The 18,972-nt window shown below is 66.7% G+C and carries 15 protein-coding genes and 1 pseudogene; 3 read left to right on the top strand and 13 right to left on the bottom strand.

Translation table 11 applies throughout. The features are described from left to right. Window positions 1-69 precede the first annotated feature (69 nt). A complete protein-coding gene (locus NS1_RS25395; protein ID WP_056823023.1) occupies window positions 70-258 on the bottom strand; it encodes a hypothetical protein in 189 nt (62 codons plus the stop codon). Between the two features lie 69 nt (window positions 259-327). Next, window positions 328-705 carry a hypothetical protein gene (locus tag NS1_RS25390; protein ID WP_062988397.1) on the bottom strand — a complete coding sequence of 126 codons (378 nt, stop codon included), beginning with the start codon at window positions 703-705 and terminating at the stop codon, window positions 328-330. Window positions 706-743: 38 nt separating this feature from the next. Between NS1_RS25390 and NS1_RS25385 the strand changes: the two genes are divergently transcribed. After that, window positions 744-1,316, top strand: a complete 573-nt coding sequence (locus tag NS1_RS25385) for a TetR family transcriptional regulator (RefSeq protein WP_062988395.1) — start codon at window positions 744-746, stop codon at window positions 1,314-1,316. 37 nt (window positions 1,317-1,353) lie between these two features. Here the strand turns inward: NS1_RS25385 and NS1_RS25380 are convergent, their stop codons facing one another. Beyond that, window positions 1,354-6,816: an ATP-binding protein gene (locus NS1_RS25380; RefSeq protein ID WP_056823021.1), complete on the bottom strand. Its 5,463-nt coding sequence runs from the start codon at window positions 6,814-6,816 to the stop codon at window positions 1,354-1,356. 358 nt (window positions 6,817-7,174) lie between these two features. After that, complete coding sequence (locus NS1_RS25375; RefSeq protein WP_157125377.1) at window positions 7,175-7,843, bottom strand: hypothetical protein; 669 nt, start codon at window positions 7,841-7,843, stop codon at window positions 7,175-7,177. A gap of 226 nt (window positions 7,844-8,069) precedes the next feature. Here NS1_RS25375 and NS1_RS25370 point away from each other — a divergent pair, with 226 nt between their 5' ends. Continuing rightward, a complete protein-coding gene (locus tag NS1_RS25370) occupies window positions 8,070-9,815 on the top strand; it encodes a GMC oxidoreductase (protein WP_062988547.1) in 1,746 nt (581 codons plus the stop codon). A gap of 139 nt (window positions 9,816-9,954) precedes the next feature. Continuing rightward, complete coding sequence (locus NS1_RS25365) at window positions 9,955-11,508, top strand: acyl-CoA carboxylase subunit beta (protein ID WP_062988391.1); 1,554 nt, start codon at window positions 9,955-9,957, stop codon at window positions 11,506-11,508. Window position 11,509: 1 nt separating this feature from the next. On the opposite strand, the gene NS1_RS25360 is transcribed toward NS1_RS25365, so the two are convergent. The 9 genes and pseudogenes from NS1_RS25360 to NS1_RS25330 form a co-directional block, all read right to left on the bottom strand. Next, window positions 11,510-12,781, bottom strand: coding sequence for a PucR family transcriptional regulator (locus NS1_RS25360; protein ID WP_062988389.1), 1,272 nt, complete (start codon window positions 12,779-12,781; stop codon window positions 11,510-11,512). 243 nt (window positions 12,782-13,024) lie between these two features. Beyond that, window positions 13,025-13,192, bottom strand: a complete 168-nt coding sequence (locus NS1_RS40960; RefSeq protein ID WP_165610405.1) for a hypothetical protein — start codon at window positions 13,190-13,192, stop codon at window positions 13,025-13,027. 183 nt (window positions 13,193-13,375) lie between these two features. Further along, window positions 13,376-13,666, bottom strand: a complete 291-nt coding sequence (locus tag NS1_RS42495) for a GNAT family N-acetyltransferase (RefSeq protein WP_169812831.1) — start codon at window positions 13,664-13,666, stop codon at window positions 13,376-13,378. Next, window positions 13,588-14,031 (bottom strand): hypothetical protein, encoded by a 444-nt coding sequence (locus NS1_RS40950; RefSeq protein ID WP_062988387.1) that lies wholly within the window; start codon window positions 14,029-14,031, stop codon window positions 13,588-13,590. The genes NS1_RS42495 and NS1_RS40950 overlap by 79 nt, the downstream gene beginning before the upstream one ends. 50 nt (window positions 14,032-14,081) lie before the next feature. Continuing rightward, entirely contained in the window at window positions 14,082-14,744 is a 663-nt protein-coding gene (locus NS1_RS25350; protein ID WP_062988385.1) for a hypothetical protein, read from the bottom strand. A gap of 112 nt (window positions 14,745-14,856) precedes the next feature. Beyond that, window positions 14,857-15,687 (bottom strand): alpha/beta fold hydrolase, encoded by an 831-nt coding sequence (locus NS1_RS25345; RefSeq protein ID WP_084504403.1) that lies wholly within the window; start codon window positions 15,685-15,687, stop codon window positions 14,857-14,859. Continuing rightward, window positions 15,647-16,246 (bottom strand): anthrone oxygenase family protein, encoded by a 600-nt coding sequence (locus tag NS1_RS25340; protein WP_084504401.1) that lies wholly within the window; start codon window positions 16,244-16,246, stop codon window positions 15,647-15,649. Before NS1_RS25340 ends, NS1_RS25345 begins: the two co-directional genes overlap by 41 nt. Window positions 16,247-16,261: 15 nt before the next feature. Next, entirely contained in the window at window positions 16,262-16,723 is a 462-nt protein-coding gene (locus NS1_RS25335) for a VOC family protein (protein WP_062988545.1), read from the bottom strand. Between the two features lie 102 nt (window positions 16,724-16,825). Then, window positions 16,826-18,967: pseudogene (locus NS1_RS25330) on the bottom strand (MMPL family transporter); the annotation flags it as partial. Window positions 18,968-18,972 lie beyond the last annotated feature (5 nt).

Raw genomic sequence — 18,972 nt, 5'->3', positions numbered from 1 at the left:
CAGTCTTCCTTCCTGTGCAGGTAGGCGTTCTGAGGGCGGACCCGACCATAGGTTGCGAACCTGTGAAAATCACACAGCCGGATAGACCTCGGTGGGGACGCTGGTGGCCGCCGCCCAGTGCAGCAGGCAATCACGGGTGTCGAAGTGCCGCACGTCGCCCGCACCGAGATCGACGGTGATCCACCGGTTGTTGACGTCGTGATCGATGCGCTGCCAGCTGTCACAACCATCCCGGTCGCAGTGTCGAGCCAAGGCCATCAGAACGCTCCTAGTCGTGATGCGAAGAGCCCAGAATAGCTGGGCGTTCACTGTGGTCCGGACCACCTCCTAGGACTTCGGGGTCCTCGCGAGTTGGTGAATCCGTCGCACCCGCCCGTCATCGGCGACGCTGCCGATCATGATCCACTCGATCGCCACGGGTCCGAGCTTGCGATGTTCGGCGGCGAGGTGGCAGTGCGCAGCGAATCGGCGGCCGTCGACGAGCAGGTCGCCGATCCGGACGTCGACGGCGGTGACATTCTTCCGGGAGGGGGCCGCGTGCGCGATCAGCTGAACGCGATCGAGCTCGGTGCCGTCGGTTCGCCAGATCACGTCCTCGGTCAGGGTGCGGTCCACGATCTCGGCAGGATCCTCGTCGGACAGGGCCATGTCGCGGGTGTAGTCGAGGATGAGTCGACGGGCCGCGCGTTCAGTTATCTCTGACATACCTGACAACTTTAAGCGGCCTGTTATCATTGTCAATCATGTCAGAGATAAGGCGACGACGTCAGCGAATCGAGGTCGGGCGCAATCGATCGGCGCTGGTAGCCGCGGCGATCCAGGTCCTGGGCGAGCACCCGGAGGCGAGCATGGCCCAGATCGCCGCCGCGGCGGGTGTCACACGTCAGACCGCCTACGCGCACTTCGGCACCCGCGAGATGCTGCTCGCCTCGGTGCGCGACGAACAGAGCCGACGGGCACTGGACGTTTTGGACGCGGCCGACCTCGAAACCGGCACCGCCACCGCGGCTCTCGATCGGTTCCTGACAGCGGTCACCACGATGCTGGCCGAGCAGACGAGATTCGACTATTCCGACGACGACCACGCCGCCGACGCCGCGCGCCACGTACCGATCGAACAGCACCTCGATGCACTGATCCGCCGTGGCCGCGACGGAGGCGAATTCACGACGGATCTGCACACCGAGTGGCTCGTCGCCGCGACGATCGCGCTCGGCCATGCCGCCGACCGGCAGCTGCGCGGAGGCGGGCTCGACGTGGCGACTGTGGCCGCTCAGTTCCGATCGTCGGTATCGCGCCTGTACGGCGCAGGCTGACCGGGCTCGGTCGAATTCCGAGCCCGGTCGGCCGCTACTACGCGGGCAGTCGAGCCTCGATAGCGGTGATGATCCGTGGCCGCAGATCCGCGACGCTGACGATGGCGTCCACCGAGCCGACCTCGACCGCGCGCTGGATGTTGTGGACGCGGTCGAACTCCGCGGCCACATCGCCCAGCTTCTCCGCACGCACCGAGGACCGCGTCTCGTCGAGTTCGGCGCTCAGCTCCGCTCGATCGGTGCCGACGGCGTTCGCGACCCGGGATTCCAGCTCCCGCACGCGCGGATCGGCCGCGGTCCTTGCCTTCACCTCACCGGCGAACACCACCGCCGCTGCCGGGGCGCCGCCGAGCACCGAGGCGAACGAACCTTCCAGCGCGAGCACCGTCATGTTCGGGTTCAGTGCCTTCGAGAACACCACGAACGCGCCGCCGTGGTAGCGCGAGATCACGCAGAACACGATGGGGCCTTCGAAATTCACGATGGCGCGGCCGATTTCGGCGCCGTACTCGAGTTGCAGCTTGCGCATCGATTCGGGCGAGCCGTCGAAGCCGGACAGGTTGGCCAGCACCACCAGCGGGCGGTTGCCGCTGGCGGCGTTGATGGCCCGTGCGGCCTTCTTCGACGAACGCGGGAACAGCGTGCCCGCGGTGTACGTGTCGGGCCCGTCGGTGGACGGGAAGCCGCGCCGGGCCACATTGCGTGACTCGATGCCCAACAGACACACCGGGATTCCGCCGAGGTGCGCGTCGTGCACCACCGCGGTCTCGGCGTCGGCCATCCCGGCCCAGCGTTCCAGGACCGGGTGGTCCTGATCGGCCAGCGCCCGCATCACCGTGCGAATGTCGAAGGGCTTCTTGCGATCCGGGTTGGCGGTGGCGGAGAAGATCTCGCCGACGGTGGCGAAGGTGCTGTCCGCCAACACATGCGGGAAGCCCGAGATATCGCGGTCGACGGGATCGCCGGTCGCCGCACGGCGCGGTGCCAGCTCACCGGGGGCGACGTAGGTGTGGTCGTAGTGCGCCATCAGGACATCGCGGGCGGCGGACAGGTTCGGCGCCCAGTACTGCGCCTGCCCGTTCGGGCCCATCACGCGGTCGTAGCCGCCGATGCCGAAGTTGTCCTCGGCCGAGACACCGCCGGAGAAGTCGAGCGACTGCTTGCCGGTCAGCACCATGGCCGAGTCGGGGGTCATGACCAGCACACCCTTGGTGTGCATGAGCATGGTGGCCTCGGCGTTCCAGTACGGCTGCGCGCCGACGTTGATGCCCGCGACCACGATATTGATCTCGCGACCGTCCTGGGTGAATTCGACGATCCGCTTGAGCGCGGCCGCGACCCAGTCCATGTTCTCGGTACCCGAGGCCATCGAGATGCGCGCGCCCGAGGACAGCGCGTACCACTCGAGCGGAACCTGCAGGCTCTCGGCCAGATCCAGCGCGGCGATCACGCGACGGCATTCCGGTTCCGACAGCGCCCCGAGGGATTTGGTCGGGTCACCGAGCAGCAGTACGCGGGTGACACCCTGCGGATGCTGCACGGTCGGCGTGGTCACCACACCGGCGACGATCGCCGCGGTGTTGTGGCCCTTCGGCCGATCGACCGGCACCAGCGCATGGTCGGCATCGAGATCGTACTCGGCGAAATCGCCGAGCAGCGAGGTCAATTCGTACGGATACACGGTGTTGCGAGCCGCGGCGCGCAGGACCTTCTGCCGGTATTCGTCCAGCGGCTCGACCGGTTCGTCGGTCCGTTCGCCGACCGTCACCTCGGATTCGCCGTTGGGGCGGAACGAGATGCGCACACCGACCTTGGTCAACTCGCCGGTCTCGGGATCGCGCTGGCGGGCGATGAGCAGGATCTCCTCGAGCCCGGCGCCCGCGGCCGTCGGCAGCACGTGGCCGCCGATGGTCTCGAGCTCCGCGCGGGTGACATCCATGTGCGGCCAGATGTACATCACGATGCGGTTGGTGTTGAGCCGCTTGGCCGAGGGGAACCGCGACTGGGCCCGACGGATCGAGTCGACGCAGGTGGCGATGGCGCTCTCGGCGGTGGGCAGGGCCACCAATCGGCCGTCGTGATCGCGCAACGCCGCGAGGTCACGGACCTGGGCGAAGGCGATGAGGCGCTCGTCGGAGGGATTCTCCTTGGCCACGCCGCGGAACAGGTAGACCTCTTCGTCCGAGGACGGCAACCGGGTGAGGTCGAACTTGCGCAGCCGCTCCAGCTGCATCCGCTGCGCGATGTAGGGGTGCAGCCCGCGGATCAGCCGCTCCTCGGCCATTCCGGTCACCGACGGACGGAAGGTGAAGTGGTGGTGCATGACCGAGCCGCCGCTGCCGGCGACGGTGGCGGTGATCCGGTGCACCTGGTTGGGCACCGGGTGCGCGCCGAGCACCTCCTGCAGGGCCGCGGCCATCGCGTCGAAGTCCTCGGGCTGCGATTCCCAGCTGAGGTAGATGTCGGCGTCGATGGAGACGGTGCCGGTTGCCAATTCGGCGAGCCCGTCCAGTGCCGAGTCGAGCTTGTCGAAACTCACGGCGGTCGAGACCAACGTCGAACCGTAGCGTTCGGCGACGACGAAGGTGGTGTCGCCGACCTGTTCGGTCCGGACGCCGGTGAGACCCTTGTTGCCGTAGTAGCGCCGCGTCAGCACCTCGAGCATCGAGGTGTGGTCGGGCTTGTCGCGCTCGAGCCGCTGGCCGAGCAACCGCACCAGCGGTTCGGTGCTGCGCACCATCTCGGCGATCCTGGCGTCGCGATCATCGGCCTGCGGGTTCGCGTCCAGGTAGCTCAGGTGCTTACGGACATTGGTGTACACGCGAGCACGGTTGCGGCGCAGCAGTGGCTGGCCGTACCAGGCGTAGACCAGACCGCGGGCGAGATCGGCGATCACCGGGAAACGCACCTGCGTCGCCGCGACGAGACGCTCGAGCGCCAGGCCGACGGGTTCGCGCAGCACCTGGTCGGGCATCGGCTCGGTCAGCCATTCGCGCAGCAGCGCGGCGACGACGGTGACGGTGTCGGTGGGACGCTGCTGAGCGAGGAAGATCCGGAAGACCGCCGCTTCGAGGTCGGGCGTCCGGTCCAGCTCGGTGATCCCGTAATGGCGCAGCGCCGTACCGAGTTTGGCCTGGTACGACTCCGGGAGTCCGGCCCGTTCGACGTCGAGGCTCTGCAGGTAGGTGTGGAAGTACTCGCGGGCGCTGTGCACGTGCCCGTGGCCGTGATCGTCGTCGGCCGACCGATTGTGGCTCAGTTCGGCGAGGTCGGCGAACATCTGCACCAGTTCGAGTTCTTCGGCGAGCGGGCGCAGGCTGTCGGCGACGGCTTCGCGACGGGCCGTGAGGTAGTCGTCGAGGACGCGACGGTCGTCGTGCGGGTCGACGTCGAAGCCGAGCAGCAGGCTGCTCAGGTCCTGCAGGCCGCGGGCTACGCGCTCGTGTGCGCGCAACGGTGTTGCCGCGCTGGGCAAGTCGAGTTCGACGGTGCCGGTGGTCTCGGCTTCGGCGGCTTCGTCGTCGTCGGCGAGCGGCTCGAGCCGCAGCAGCGGCGCGCCCGCCTCGACCTGGGTGCCGACGGAGACCGCGCATTCCTTCAACCGGGCCCGGAAGGGTGCGCGCAGCACCGTTTCCATCTTCATGCTCTCCAGCACGAGCACGGGCGCTCCGGCCTCGACCTCGGCACCGACCTCGAGCGGGGTGCCCACGACCAGCGCGGGAGCGGGCGAGCGGACGACACCGCCTTCGTCGCGGCTGATCCGGTGGGTCACGCCGTCGACATCCACCACGTGGGTGGGCCCGTGGGTGCCGGTGATCAGGCGGTAACGGGTGCCGTTGACGACGATCTGGCCGGTGTGGTGATCGAAACGCTCGAGATCGACATCGGCGGTGCGCAAGTCGCCACCGGCCTCGATGCCGACGCGGAAGCGGTGCGCGCCGATCCGGGCCACGCGCACGCGATATCCCGCGCCACGCAGTTTCAGATCCAGGGGTCGACCACTCTCGTGCTGCACCTGCGGACGCCCGCCGGACGCGGTCGACAGCAGTCGATGTCGCTCGACCCGCTCGTCTTCCTCGTAGGCGTCGATCGCGGCCACGGCCAGCGCGACGGTGGAGTGACGGTGGGTCACCAGGCGGCCTTCGCCGCGCACCCGGTCGATCCAGCCGGTGTCGGCGCTGGCGTCGATGACCTCGGGCTGATCGAGCAGGTCGAGCACGAAGCTCTTGTTCGTCGCGCCGCCCGCGATGACGACGCGGGTCTGGGCCATGGCCCGGCGCAGTCGGCCGAGGGCTTCGTCGCGGTCGCGGCCGTAGGCGATGATCTTGGCGATCATCGAGTCGAAGTCGGCGGGGATCGTGTCACCCTGGCTGACGCCGGTGTCGACGCGAATGCCCGGGCCCGCGGGAAGATCGAGTCGCACGATGCGACCGGGAGCGGGCGCGAAGTCGCGGTCGGGGTCTTCGGCATTGAGGCGGGCTTCGATGGCGTGGCCGCGCTCGACCGGCGGCTCACCCTCGAGCTTGATGCCCGAGGCCACCCGCAACTGCGCGTGCACCAGGTCGAAACCGGTGGTGAGCTCGGTGATCGGGTGCTCGACCTGCAGGCGGGTATTGACCTCGAGGAACGCGAACAGCTTGTCGCCGGGGTGGTACAGGAATTCGACGGTCGCCGCGCCGCAGTACCCGACCGCGATCGCCAGACGCTCGGCCGAGGCCTTGAGTTCGGCGGTCTGCTCGGCACTCAGCACGGGCGAGGAGGATTCCTCGATCACCTTCTGGTTGCGCCGCTGCACCGAGCAGTCGCGCACGCCCAGCGCCCACGCGGTGCCCTGACCGTCGGCGATCACCTGGACCTCGACGTGGCGGGCGCCCGTGACCAGGCGCTCCAGGAAGACGACACCGCTGCCGAAGGCGCGGGCGGCTTCCTGCTTGGTGCGCTCGTAGGCGTCGACGAGCTCGGCCTCGTTGGTGATCACGCGGATGCCGCGACCGCCACCACCGGCGGTGGCCTTCAGCATCAGCGGGTACCCGATCTCGGTGGCCGCTTCGATGGCGTCCTCGACGGTGTCGACCGCGCCCCGGCTCCACGGCGCGACGGGCACACCGACTTCCTCGGCGATCAGCTTGGCGCCGATCTTGTCACCGAGCTTGCGCATCGCGTCGGCACTCGGCCCGACGAAGGTGACACCGATGTGGTCGCACAGCTCCGCGAACGCGGGATCCTCGGCGACGAAGCCCCAGCCCACCCAGGCCGCGTCGGCCTTGGTGGCGACCAGCGCGTTCTCGAGTGCCTTGAGGTCCAGATACGGGCGTGCCGACGCCGGACCGAGGTCATAGGCGATATCGGCTTCCCGGACGAAGGTCGCGTTCCGGTCGACGTCGGTGTGCAGGGCTACGGTTTCGATAGGTAGCCCGGTTGCCGCCGCCAGATCACGGACGGCATGGATGAGGCGCATTGCGGCCTCGCCCCGATTCACGATGGCGATACGGCTGAACACTCGCCGACTCCTTCCATTTACCCAGGACATCGTCCTGCGGGTGAGGTTTGCAACTCCCGGTCCGTGCGCAGTCTGCACCCCCGTGTCTCATAAGGAAACACCGTGCGGGGGTTACCGGCACGTAGCCAGAACACGGGTGGCCGCCGAGCACCATACAACTCGACGAACGCGAGCGGGCGAAGGCGCCGAGATGACGGCTGGCGGGCATTGTGATGCCGCACAGTTGAACAATCACATTCCCCAAGCGAGTGGACGGCCAAGGTCTGCGGTCCCGGACCATCCACTCACTTCGAAATCCTATCAATCATGTTGACCTACAACATATTCGAGGTGACATCCCTCTCCCCCCACCGATCGATCAACAGCCGCCTACGGTCTGCATCGGCGCGTTCGGATCGAAGTAGCTCTCGGGCCTCGGGTCCGGCGCGTCGAACGCGTACGCGACCAGGTAATTCGTCCGGATCACCAACTCACCCTTGTCGTTGACCAGAACCGCCATCGTGCCGCTCACCCGCGGCGTCACCGGCAACAGCTCGTATCCTCGCGCGATCCGGACCGAGAGCCGCCAGTTGCCCGCTTCGTTGTTCGCCCGCTGTCTCCGCATCTCCTCGGCCTGGTGCGGCGCGAGCAGCGCCAGCACCGGCTCCGCGTCGTGGGTCTCGATCACATACCGATTCAGCCGCGACGTCGCGATGAGTCGGCGCACGGCGCCCATCGCGGTCGCCACCTGTTCGGCGGAGTAACGGCCGATGGCCACCGCGGCCGGCGGCACGATTCCGGTCTCCCCCTCGGCCCAGCTGTCCGCGGGGGTATCGACGAAGGGCCTGGCGAGATCGACCTTCGCGCTCTCGTCGACCGTTAGCGTCGTATTCGACACCGTGTCGGCGACATTCGCAGCGGGTGGACGCAGGGCGAGGACGGCAGCGGCGAGCAAGACCACCGCGACTCCGGCCTGCACGGCGAACGTGGCCCTCCGTCTCGGCCTCGGCGGCGGGGCGGGAAGCGGCTCGGGTGGAAGTGAAGACATGAAGAACCCCCGGGAGATCAGCGAAAAGCACGGCCACCACACCCGTGTCGCGAACGAACTCGTTCTCGATGATCGCACAGCGGTCACGAAGCGCGACGGCAATGGCGATCCACAACGAATTCATCCACTGTCATCCGTGCCATACGCGCGCGCCCGAGATCGTGAGTTCTGCCAGTGGGCGCGTCGAATCGGTCACTTCGGCACGTGGGCTTCTACCGTCGGGTCCGTGTCAGAAGCCTCCTCCCATAGCGCCACCCCTTCCTACGACTACGACGTCCTGATCGTCGGGTCGGGGTTCGGCGGCAGTGTCACCGCCCTGCGCCTGGTGGAAAAGGGGTACACCGTCGGTGTCCTCGAGGCCGGTCGCCGGTTCGCGGACGCGGACTTCGCGGCGACCAACTGGGATCTGCGCCGGTACCTGTGGGCCCCACGCTTCGGCTGCTACGGGATTCAGCGCATCCACCGCCTGCGCGACTGCTTCATCCTGGCCGGCGCCGGGGTCGGCGGCGGTTCGCTCAACTACGCCAACACCCTCTACAAGCCCGGCGAATCGTTCTTCGGCGACCGGCAGTGGGCGGGCATCACCGACTGGGACGCCGAGCTCAGCCCCCATTACGACCAGGCACGCCGCATGCTCGGCGTCGTGCGCAATCCGCACATGACACCGGCCGACACCATCATCGAGTCGGTGGCGAAGGAGATGGGAGTCGGTGACACCTTCGTGCCGACCCCGGTCGGCGTGTATTTCGGCACTCCGGGCGAGACCGTCGCCGACCCGTACTTCGGCGGTGCCGGACCCGAGCGCACCGGATGTATCGAGTGCGGCGAATGCATGACCGGCTGCCGTCACGGCGCCAAGAACACCCTGGTCAAGAACTATCTCGGGTTGGCGGAGAAAGCCGGGGCCGTGGTCTCGCCGATGACCACCGTGACCGCGATCCGGCCGCAGTCCGACGGCAGCTGGCTGGTCGACACCGAACGCACCGGGCGCTGGGTGCGCAAGAACCGCGCCACGCTGTCGGCGCGACGCGTCGTGCTGGCCGCGGGCACCTGGGGCACCCAGCATCTGCTGTTCCGCATGCGAGACGCCGCGATACTCCCCGAGATCTCGCCGCGGCTGGGCGTGCTCACACGGACCAATTCCGAAGCGATCCTCGGCGCCGGACGCACCGAGGTCGACCCGGCCGTCGACATCACCAAGGGCGTGGCGATCACGTCCTCGTTCCATCCCACGCCGAACACCCATGTCGAGCCCGTGCGCTACGGCAAGGGTTCCAATGCCATGGGATTGCTCAACACCTATCTCGTCGACGGCGATCACCGACTGCCGCGCTGGTCGCGAGTCCTGCTGATCGCCGGGCGCCACCCGGTACAGACCGTGCGACTGCTGCGCACCAATCGGTGGAGCGAGCGCACGCTGGTCCTGCTCGTGATGCAGAGCCTCGACAACTCGATCACCACCTACACCAAACGCGGGGTGTTCGGTCGCCGGTTCACCAGCAAGCAGGGGTTCGGCGAACCCAATCCGTCCTGGATCCCGCCCGGTCACGAGGCGACACGGCACGTCGCCGCGAAACTCGGCGCCACCCCCGGCAGCACGTGGCCGGATGTGTTCAACGTCCCGATGACAGCGCATTTCATCGGCGGCTGCGTCATCGGCACCGATGCGGGCAACGGCGTCATCGACCCTTACCACCGGGTCTACGGCTACCCCGGTCTCAGCGTCGTCGACGGCTCGGCGATCTCGGCCAATCTCGGTGTCAATCCGTCACTGACGATCGCGGCCCAGGCCGAACGCGCCGCCGCCCTGTGGCCCAACAAGGGCGAATCGGATCCGCGCCCGGCGATGGGCGATCCCTACGAGCGGATCGCCACGGTGGCGCCGAACGCCCCCGTAGTCCCCGCCACCGCGACCGCCGCACTGCGTCTGCCGATCTGGCCGGTCACCGCGACCGTACCGAAGGACCGCTGAACGCGCTGTAGAGAATGCGATGAGATAGCTGGGCGAGACTTTGTGACCTCTCCCGCCTCCTCTGCTTCTCGCGCTGCCACACGGTGATTCGACTACCGTCGCGCACAGCACTTGAGTTGGTTGGAAGGTGGCAGTAAGCGTGGTAAGCACCAAGGCGAAGCTCGACGGGCTGGCTGAGATTCTGGCGATCGCCGCGGAACCAGCAGGTGAAGCCGCCGTAGCCAAGCGAGCGAAGAAGGGCGTTCCGAGCGTTCGCGAGCGGATGAACATGCTGCTCGACCCTGGAACATTCATCGAAATCGGAGCACTGGCCCGTCAGCCCGGACAGCCTGATGCCCTCTACGGTGACGGACTGGTGACCGGTCGTGGGTTGATCCATGGCCGGACAGTGGTCGTGATCGCTCACGATCCGACCGTGTACGGCGGGTCGGTCGGTATCACGGCGGCGCGCAAGTTCATGCAGGCGCTGAAACTCGCGTTCGACAACGGCTGCCCGGTGGTGACGATCAACGAATCCCCGGGCGCGCGGGTTCAGGATGCGGCCGGTTCGCTCGCCTCGTTCGGCGATATGACCCGGGTTCTGGAGAAGTTGTCGGGCTATGTGCCGCAGGTGTCGATCATGCTCGGCAAATGCGCGGCGGGCTCGGTCTACGGGCCGATCAATACCGACGTGCTCGTGGGCACGAAGGACACCTACATGTTCGTCACAGGGCCTGACGTGATCAAGGCCGTCAACGGTGAGGACATCAGCGCCGAGGCGCTCGGTGGCGCGGAGGTGCAGGCCAAACGTGGCACCCTGCATCACGTCGCGGACAACGAGCAGGAAGCCTTCGCCTGGGCCCGCAGTTACCTCGGTTACATGCCGTCGAGCTGCCTCGAACAGCCGCCGATCGTCAATCCGGGCCTCGAACCCGACATCACCGCCTACGACCTGGAACTCGAGACGATCATCCCGGATTCCGATCGTGCGGGCTACGACATGCGCGACATCCTGTTGCGCCTGTTCGACGATGGTGAATTTCATGAGATCCGAGCGACTTTCGCCCCGAACCTGATCACCGGGTTCGCCAGGGTCGACGGCTGTCCGGTCGGCGTGATCGCCAATCAGCCACTGGTCCTCGGCGGGTCCGTCGACGCCGCCTGCTCCGACAAGGGGACCTACTTCATCCGGCTGTGCAACGCCTTCAACATCCCGCTGATCTTCGTCACCGACACCCCCGGCGTGCTGCCCGGCCTCGAGCAGGAAGACGCGGGTGTGATCATCCGGGGCGGCCGGATGCCGCGGGCGATCATCGAGGCGACGGTACCGATCATCAGCCTGGTGGTGCGCAAGTCCTATGGCGGCGCCTACGGAATGATGGGGTGCCGTCAGGTCGGTGCCGATGTCAGCTTCGCCTGGCCGACCGCCCGGATCGCCGTGATCGGCGCCGAAAGCGCGGTCGACCTCGCCGCCAAACGCCAATTGGCCGCTGTCCCCGAGGAACACCGCGCCGCGGCGCGCGATTTCATGATCAACCAGTACAACGAGACCATCGCCACCCCGTGGATCGCCGCCGAGCGCGGCTACATCGACGCGGTGATCGAGCCCTCACGCACCCGCCTCGAGATCCGGCACGCACTGCGCCTGCTGCGCGACAAGCCGCAGGTCAAGCCGGAGTTCAACCCGCGCAAGCACCCGCTCTACCCCATGTGAATCAGCCTGCGCGCGAACTGGTTTCGCTCGGGCTTCGATAGAGCTCTGTTGATCCGGACCCACGATGGGCCCGGATCAACAGCGCGGCGCGCAGATGGCACACACCGGAAACGTCATTGAGGTCGAACCCGGTCATCTGGCCGATCCGTTTCAATCGGTAGTCGACGGTGTTCGTGTGAATGAACATCAGGCGCGCGGTCCGCGCACGTTGCATATTCGTGGACATATACACCTCGAGCGTGCGTAATAGTTCAGGATGGGCTTCGAGGGAATCCACGATGGAGCTCAGATAATCGCGCGCGGGCCCCGGTCGGGTCAATTGATATTCGAAGGCCAGCTCGTGCGGGCGATATACCTTGCTCGGACCACCGAACCGATGCACGATTTCGACGAGTTCATGGACTTGCTCGGCGGCGTGCGGGATTTCGGCCGGCGTCGCCGGCGTCGCCACCGCACGCACCGGCACCTGGGCCGCGGCGGACAGGTGCACGATCAACTCGTCCAATTCCACCTGGGTGAATTCGTGCGCGGGCAACAGGAGCGTGCCGCCGTCCACGCTCAACAACGACAGCACCTTCCCGTCACAGCGGTCCGCCAGTTCTGCCTGCACGCGGCGCAATTTGCGTCGAGCGACGACCTTGGCATCGAGGGTGGGATCGAATTCCTCTGCGTGCGGCGGCAGTTCGAGTGCCATCACGTGATAGCGATCGGCGACCTCGATGCCGCACTCCCGCGCCATCGTCGAGGTGTTCTGGCCGCCGAGCAATGCCGAGGTCAGCGTATGCACCGCCGTGTGGTGCTCGCTGTCCACCGATCGCAGTTCACGAACGTAGGCCACCGAGACCGCCGAGGTGATCATCTTCTGGGCGTCCATCAGCCGCCGAGCCACCCCGACGAGGGTGTCGTAGTCGTGGTTGGTGACATTGGTAATGACCAGATCGAAGCCGAGTTTGAAGCCCTCGTGCACCGCGTCGTGGATGGTGTCGATCGGGATTCCTTCGCGCGCCCAGTCGGCGGCGGCGGCCTGCACCCGCTCCACGCGCCCCGGGATATCGCGGCCGTCGAGCATGCTCCTGGTCAGCTCCAGACAGACGCGAGTCACCGTCGTGACGTCTCCGTCGAGCGCTTCGCCCGGCAGCGTGCCACACGGTACGACATTCTCGATGAAATGCACCACCATCTGGCGGGATATCGTCCGCACATCCTTCAGAGGGTTCGATACCGGCCGCCCCGAAACTGTCAGGAACGGTTCGATGGAAGTTGCGCCAGCCATGATGAATCCTTCCCACCCAGATCACTGGGCAAGCCCCCAAACTACCGTGAACGACAATCGGCCGTCCAAGCTTCGCTTGTGACAAAGCGTAAGAGAACGCTGGATCATTGATGCTTTCCGACAAGAAAGCCCGCAGGCCTGCGGGTCTACTCGGGTGCGGCGGTGGCGGCTTCCGAACGGAGCCGCGCACATCTTCACCCCGTGACCGGTGCCGCCACCGCCGCATGTATCCGTGTTAGCCGGTCACAGACAAAGGCTGACCTCGAGCACCGGAAGCGGAAGCGGGACACACACTTCCACCGAACCCGAGACGGGCGCCGGAGCCGCCGCCGTAGCGGTACCGGCGCCGATCGCACCGGCGGACAATACGATGGCGGCGACGGCGAGCGGACGGGAAATTCTGGAGTTCATACGGTCATCCTCATTTACAGTCTGTGAAACATCCCAGCTTCGGGACATCTCGATCAGATCACGAACATCACGCCGATCGCTATCACCATGCACAGGTTTTGACGTTCCTATTCCCTTTCCGCGGAATCGTCATGGATTTCCACAACAATTTCCTCCACGAATTACTCGCATTTCGTAGCGCCGTCAGGTACTGCGTGACCTTCTACCGCGAGCAGGACTCGAGATCGGTTGCGACACTTGGCGCATGAGCCATCTGCGCGGGCCGCCGCCGGGGAGGTCGATCACCGCGGTCGTGTCGAATCCGAGACGTTCATAGAAGGAGAGGTTGTTCGGGTTCGTTGTTTCCAGATGAACGGGGACACCGTCGGCGGCCGCTCGATACATTCCCGCCGCGATCAGGTCCTGTCCGTGTCCGCGTCCGCGCGCTTTCGCGGAGACGCCGACCGCCAACAGGTGCCGATGCTGCTCCTGCACGCCCGCCGCGTAGGTCGCCTGCGCGCCTGCGCGGCGTGTGAACCGTAGGTACGCAGCGCGCTGAGCTGTCGACCTACCGTCGCTCGGGGCAGGATATGAAAGGTCGCCAGCCAGACCGCGACGCCGACGATCGCGCCGGTGCCGTCGAGGGCGAGGTCCACCCCATCGCTGCAATCGCGGGAATCGTCGAGCGAGGATCGAAACGACCAGGCGAGCCTGATCCTGCGGGTGGATTCCTTGGGGTGCAGCCACAGGGTCGCCGGGTCGTCCGCCAAGGCCGCGGCCAACAGTTCGGCGGCGACGCCGAAATCCTTCCTGTTGCCGGGGCGAATCCGCCGAGTATTCCCGTGTACCGCATCTCCCACGGGCGGAATGATAATGGCGAGTCGTCCATCGGGCCGCCCGAGCTGGACAATCAGACCGGGACGGCTCGACCCCGCAGGTAGGCGATGACGCTGTCGGCGCCTGCGTCATCGGGGTCGGCGACGGATGATCGGAACCGGTCCACCGCGTCATCGAGTCGCGGTCCCGGGCCCTGATCGGCGAGCAGAACCACGATCGCCTCCAGGGCGGCGGGTTGCGGATTCGGTTCCGCCAGTAGTTCATCGAGGTAGGCGTCGGGTTCGAGCAGGCGCAGTGCCCGGCGCGCGTAGGCATGCACGCGCACCGGCAAGTCGGCGCGAATGGCGTCGACGTCGGCTTGTAGCGCGGGGCGCGACCGATGGGCCGGATCGACCCGCAGCGACCACAACTCGGTCAGCTCCTCGCCCATTCCACGATCGTCGATCAGTGCGGGCCCGGTCGCTTGTTCGAGCGCGGTCGGTGGGAGTCCTCGCACGGTGTCGCGCCAGTTGCAGTATTCCCACCAGGCAGTCGGCGTCGCGCCGAGTTCCAGGCCGAATCCGATCGCCTGCTGACCGTCTGTCCAGGTCCGCTGGGTGCGGGTGCGGCGGATCGTTGCGACACCGTCGGCGGTGATCTGCGTCCAGGCGGCTTCCGTTCCGTGAAAGCCATATGGCCGCAACAACTTTCCCGCCTCGCGAGTCAGGCGGCGTAGCGCAGAGTCCGGTCCGTCCATGTGAGCAGAATAAAGGTGCGCACCGACAAGTTCGGTTCACCGCCGCTCAGCGCCCGCTGTGACCGCATGTCGCGGCGGCGGGATCAACGCTCGACCGCGACGGCGGTTCGGACTAGGAATCCACGACGCGCGTGCCCGTCGTCGCGGCGAGCACCGCGGCGGTGAACTGCTCGGGCGACTCGACCATCACCAGGTGACCCGCACCGTCGACGACGATCGACCGCGACGGTTTCAACGTGCTGTTCAGCGTGGCGCCGGCTCGCGCGCACAGCACTCGATTACGACTGCCCCAGATCGTGGTGACGGGCGGAAAGCCGGCGGGCGGCACGAAGCTGTCCAGTTCGCCGAGCAGCGGAATCTCGCGAGAGATCGCGGCGGTAACCATCAGCCGACGGGGTTCGGTCCAGCTCTCGCGCAGATGCGCGACGATCTCGGCCGGGGCGTTCTCCGAACCGAGTTGTTCTGCCACGAGCAGCCCGGCCACCGGGCCGGGAATGCGGACTCGCGCCAGCACCGAGTCGATGTGCAGCCGTCGGCCGAGCGCTGCCGCCCATGCGGTGCGGGTCGGTCGCAAGGTGGCCGGGGTGAGCGGGCTGCTGAGCACCAGCGACCGCACCCGGTCGGGGCTGCGCCGCGTATAGAGCAGCGACAGCGCGCTGCCGAAGCAGTGGCCGACCAGCGTCACATCGCGCAGATCCTGCTCCTCGAGGAACGCGGTGACCATGGCCAGATAGTTCTCGACCGTGTACCCGTTGTCGGGGGCGTCCGAGTCGCCGTAGCCGATGAGGTCGATCGCGAAGACCCGATGGTTGTGCTTCAGTGCGTCGAATTGCGCACGCCAGATGTGACGGTCTCCGCCGAGGTTGTGCAGGAAGACGATCGGCGGCCCCGCACCCGCCTCGTCATAGGCGATCAAGGTCCCGCGAAAGTCGAAATGCCGCATCCCGGGGCTTCCTTCCAGTGGCAGCCACGTGACCACGTCGTCGTGGTCGATCCACGGTAGCGCCGACACCCTCGCTCGCACGGCGAAACTCCCGCTTCGCCTCGCCCGAACACCACACCACCAGCGCGATGATCAGCGCGAAAGCCGCCAGCGCTGTCCCGGTACGCAGGAAATGGAAGAAGTCCCATCGCTCGAGGATGACGGCGTAGTCGGCGGGCGCTCCGTCGACGGCCCAGGCATTGATCTTGTGGTTGATCGGCACGTTGCCGAGCCGGGTGATGAGGAACGACCCGACCACCAGCACCGTGGCCGCCGCGGCGAGCGCCCGATCCCTGCCGGTCTGCACCACGGCCAGGGCGAGGCAGCTCAGCGCGGCGGCGGCCATGGTGAGCTGCATGCTGATGCTGTTGTTCTGCATGAGCTCGGTGTGGAATTCCAGGCGCATCTGCAGCGGGACCCGATGAAAAGTCGGGACCAGATTCGCGGCGCCGTAGCCGAACGCACCGGCGAGAAGGCCGGTGGTGAGCAGGGCGAGCGCGCGTATCGGAGCGTGGTTCATGAGGTGGGTGTCAGATCAATCAAGACAGAACTCGTTGCCTTCGGGATCGGTCATCACGATCCACCCCGCACTCATCGGCGGCTCGGGTTCGAAGCGCTCGACCCGCTTGCCGCCCAGCGCGACCAGCCGCTCGCACTCGGTTTCCAACGCCGCCATTCGCTCGTCGCCCTGCAATCCGGGCGCCGCCCGAACATCGAGATGAACCCGATTCTTCGCGGCCTTGCCCTCCGGCACCTGCTGGAAGAACACCCGAGGGCCATGCCCCTCCGGATCCTCGATGGCCGACTTCGAGTTCCGCTCTTCGGCCGGAACACCGATCCGCGCGAGAAACTGGTCCCACACGACCAGCGGGTCGACCCCGGCAGGCACCTCGACTCCCGGCGGCCCCGGATGCACATAACCCAGCGCGTCACGCCAGAAGGTCGACAGCGCGGCCGGGTCGTGCGCGTCGAAGGTGATCTGAATATGGCGGCTCATCATGACTCCGTTCATGGCAGCTGAACACACGGGTGGCAGACCTTTCCGTCACCGTATGCCAGGGGTCCGACAATCTGCCGCGGTGGTTGCCGGGGACGGTGATTCGCCCAGTCCGAATCTGTCGTGGACAGTCTTCATCCACGTCGGAGCCCACCAGCAGTCGTCGCCGAGCAACTTCATCGTCGCGGGGACGAGGAGCATGCGCAGCACGGTGGCGTCGATGATGAGCGCGGCGATCATGCCGTAGGCGACGTATTGCATCAGGACCAGGTCCGAGAACGCGAAGGCGCCGGTGACCACGAGCAGGATCAGGGCGGCGGCGGTGATGATGCGACCGGTGTGCGCGGTGCCGATGCGGACCGCCTCGGTGGTGGTGGCGCCCTGGGCCCGCGCTTCGACCATGCGCGAGAGCAGGAAGACCTCGTAGTCGGTGGACAAGCCGTAGATGATCGCGATGATCATCACCAGCATGTTGGCCTGAATGGGTTGCGGGGTGAAGTTCAGCGGACCCGCGCCGTGGCCGTCGATGAAGATCCAGGTGAGGATGCCCAGCGTCGAGCCGAGGCCGAGAGCGCTCATGAGAGCGGCCTTGATCGGCAGGATCAGCGAACCGAAGGTCAAGAACATCAGCAGTGTGGTGACCAGCAGGACGAGGGCGATCATCCACGGCATGCGCTCGAGCAGCGCGTCGAGGCTGTCCTTCTGGATGGCGGGGACGCCCCCGACGAGCATCCGCACTCCGTCGGGCAGTTCGATGCCGCGGAGATAGTCGATCGTGGCGTCGGCGGAATCGGAGTCCGCGAGTGTCGTTGTGGTGCGGTACACGTCCGATTGCACCGGCGACCGCGACGGCAATTCGAACTTCGTCGCCAGACCGGGGGCCTGATTGGCCAGTTTCAGGGCGGTGCCGATCGCGACGGTGTCGCCGGAAACGAAGATCAGGTCGATCGGATCGGATCTGCGGCCTGGGAAGGTCGCGTCGATCTGCTCCTGTGCGACGCGAGTGCTGTTGTCCGGCGGCAGATATCGTTCGCTGAAGCCACCGAAGGCCAGGTTACGCGCAGGCAGGATCAACAGCACCAACACCACGCACAGCACGCCCGCGATCTTCACCGGGTGCTTCATCACCCACTGGGTGCTGCGGCCCCAGAAACCGTTCTCCACCTCATGCGCGGACTTCGTTCTCCGGAGCCGCCTACTTCCCCACATGTCCACGCGCGCGCCGAGAATCGCGAGCATCGCGGGCAGCAAGGTGATCGCGGTGAGCGCGGCCAGCGACACGGTCGCGATGGCTCCATAGGCGATGGATTTCAGGAACCCCTGCGGGAACAGCAGCATGCCGCCCGCACTGGCGATGATCATCGTCGCGGAGAACACCACGGTGCGCCCCGCCGTCGTCATCGTGCGCCGTACCGCCGCCGCGGCGTCGTGGCCCTCGGCGAGTTCTTCGCGGAAGCGACTCACGATGAACAGCCCGTAGTCGATGGCCAATCCGGCACCGATCATCGAAACAACCGGCGCGACAAAGGAGTTCACCTCGGTGACGTAGGTGAAGGTGCGCACGATCCCGCTCGCGCCCAGCATCGTCAGCCCGCCGACGATCAACGGCAGCGCGGCGGCCACCACACCGCCGAAGATGAAGAACAGCAGCAGCGCGACCACCGGGAACGCGAGGAATTCCATCCGGCGGATGTCGTCGGCCAGGGTGTCGTTGAGTGTTCCCGCCACCGGTTGCAGGCCGCCCACCTGCACATCGACACCGGGAATCGCGAAGGCGTCCTTCACCTTTCTGGTGTTGCGCAGCATCTCGGTGTCGTTGTCGCCGACGATGGCGACGGCGGCCACCGCGCGGGTACGGTCCGCGGTGGCGAACAGGGAACCGCTCGCCCGACCCGTTTCCGTCGGCCAGTAGGCCCCGTTGACGCCGGCTATCACCCCGGAGTACGCACGCGGCAAGCTGTTGAGGTTGTCGACGATCTTGCGGCTGAACTCGGGATCGTCGACGGTCCTACCGGGCGGTGCGGTGTAGAGCACGACCACATCGAGGTCGTGATTGCGACCGAACGCACTGTCCGCCAAGCGCCCCGCCAGCGCGGATTCCGAGCCGGGATCGTCCATGCCACCGGAGCTCAGCTCATCGTGCAGCCCCAGCCCGTACCCGCCCAGCGCGAGCAGTGCGGCCACCACGACGCCGAGCACACCGAACCGGAACCGATAGACCACATCGCCCCAGCGCGTGAACACTAGCT

The organism is Nocardia salmonicida NBRC 13393 (assembly GCF_001613085.1).
Lineage (GTDB): Bacteria > Actinomycetota > Actinomycetes > Mycobacteriales > Mycobacteriaceae > Nocardia > Nocardia salmonicida.
Note: the sequence above shows the minus strand (reverse complement) of the source record. Positions and strands in the feature narration are given on the sequence as shown.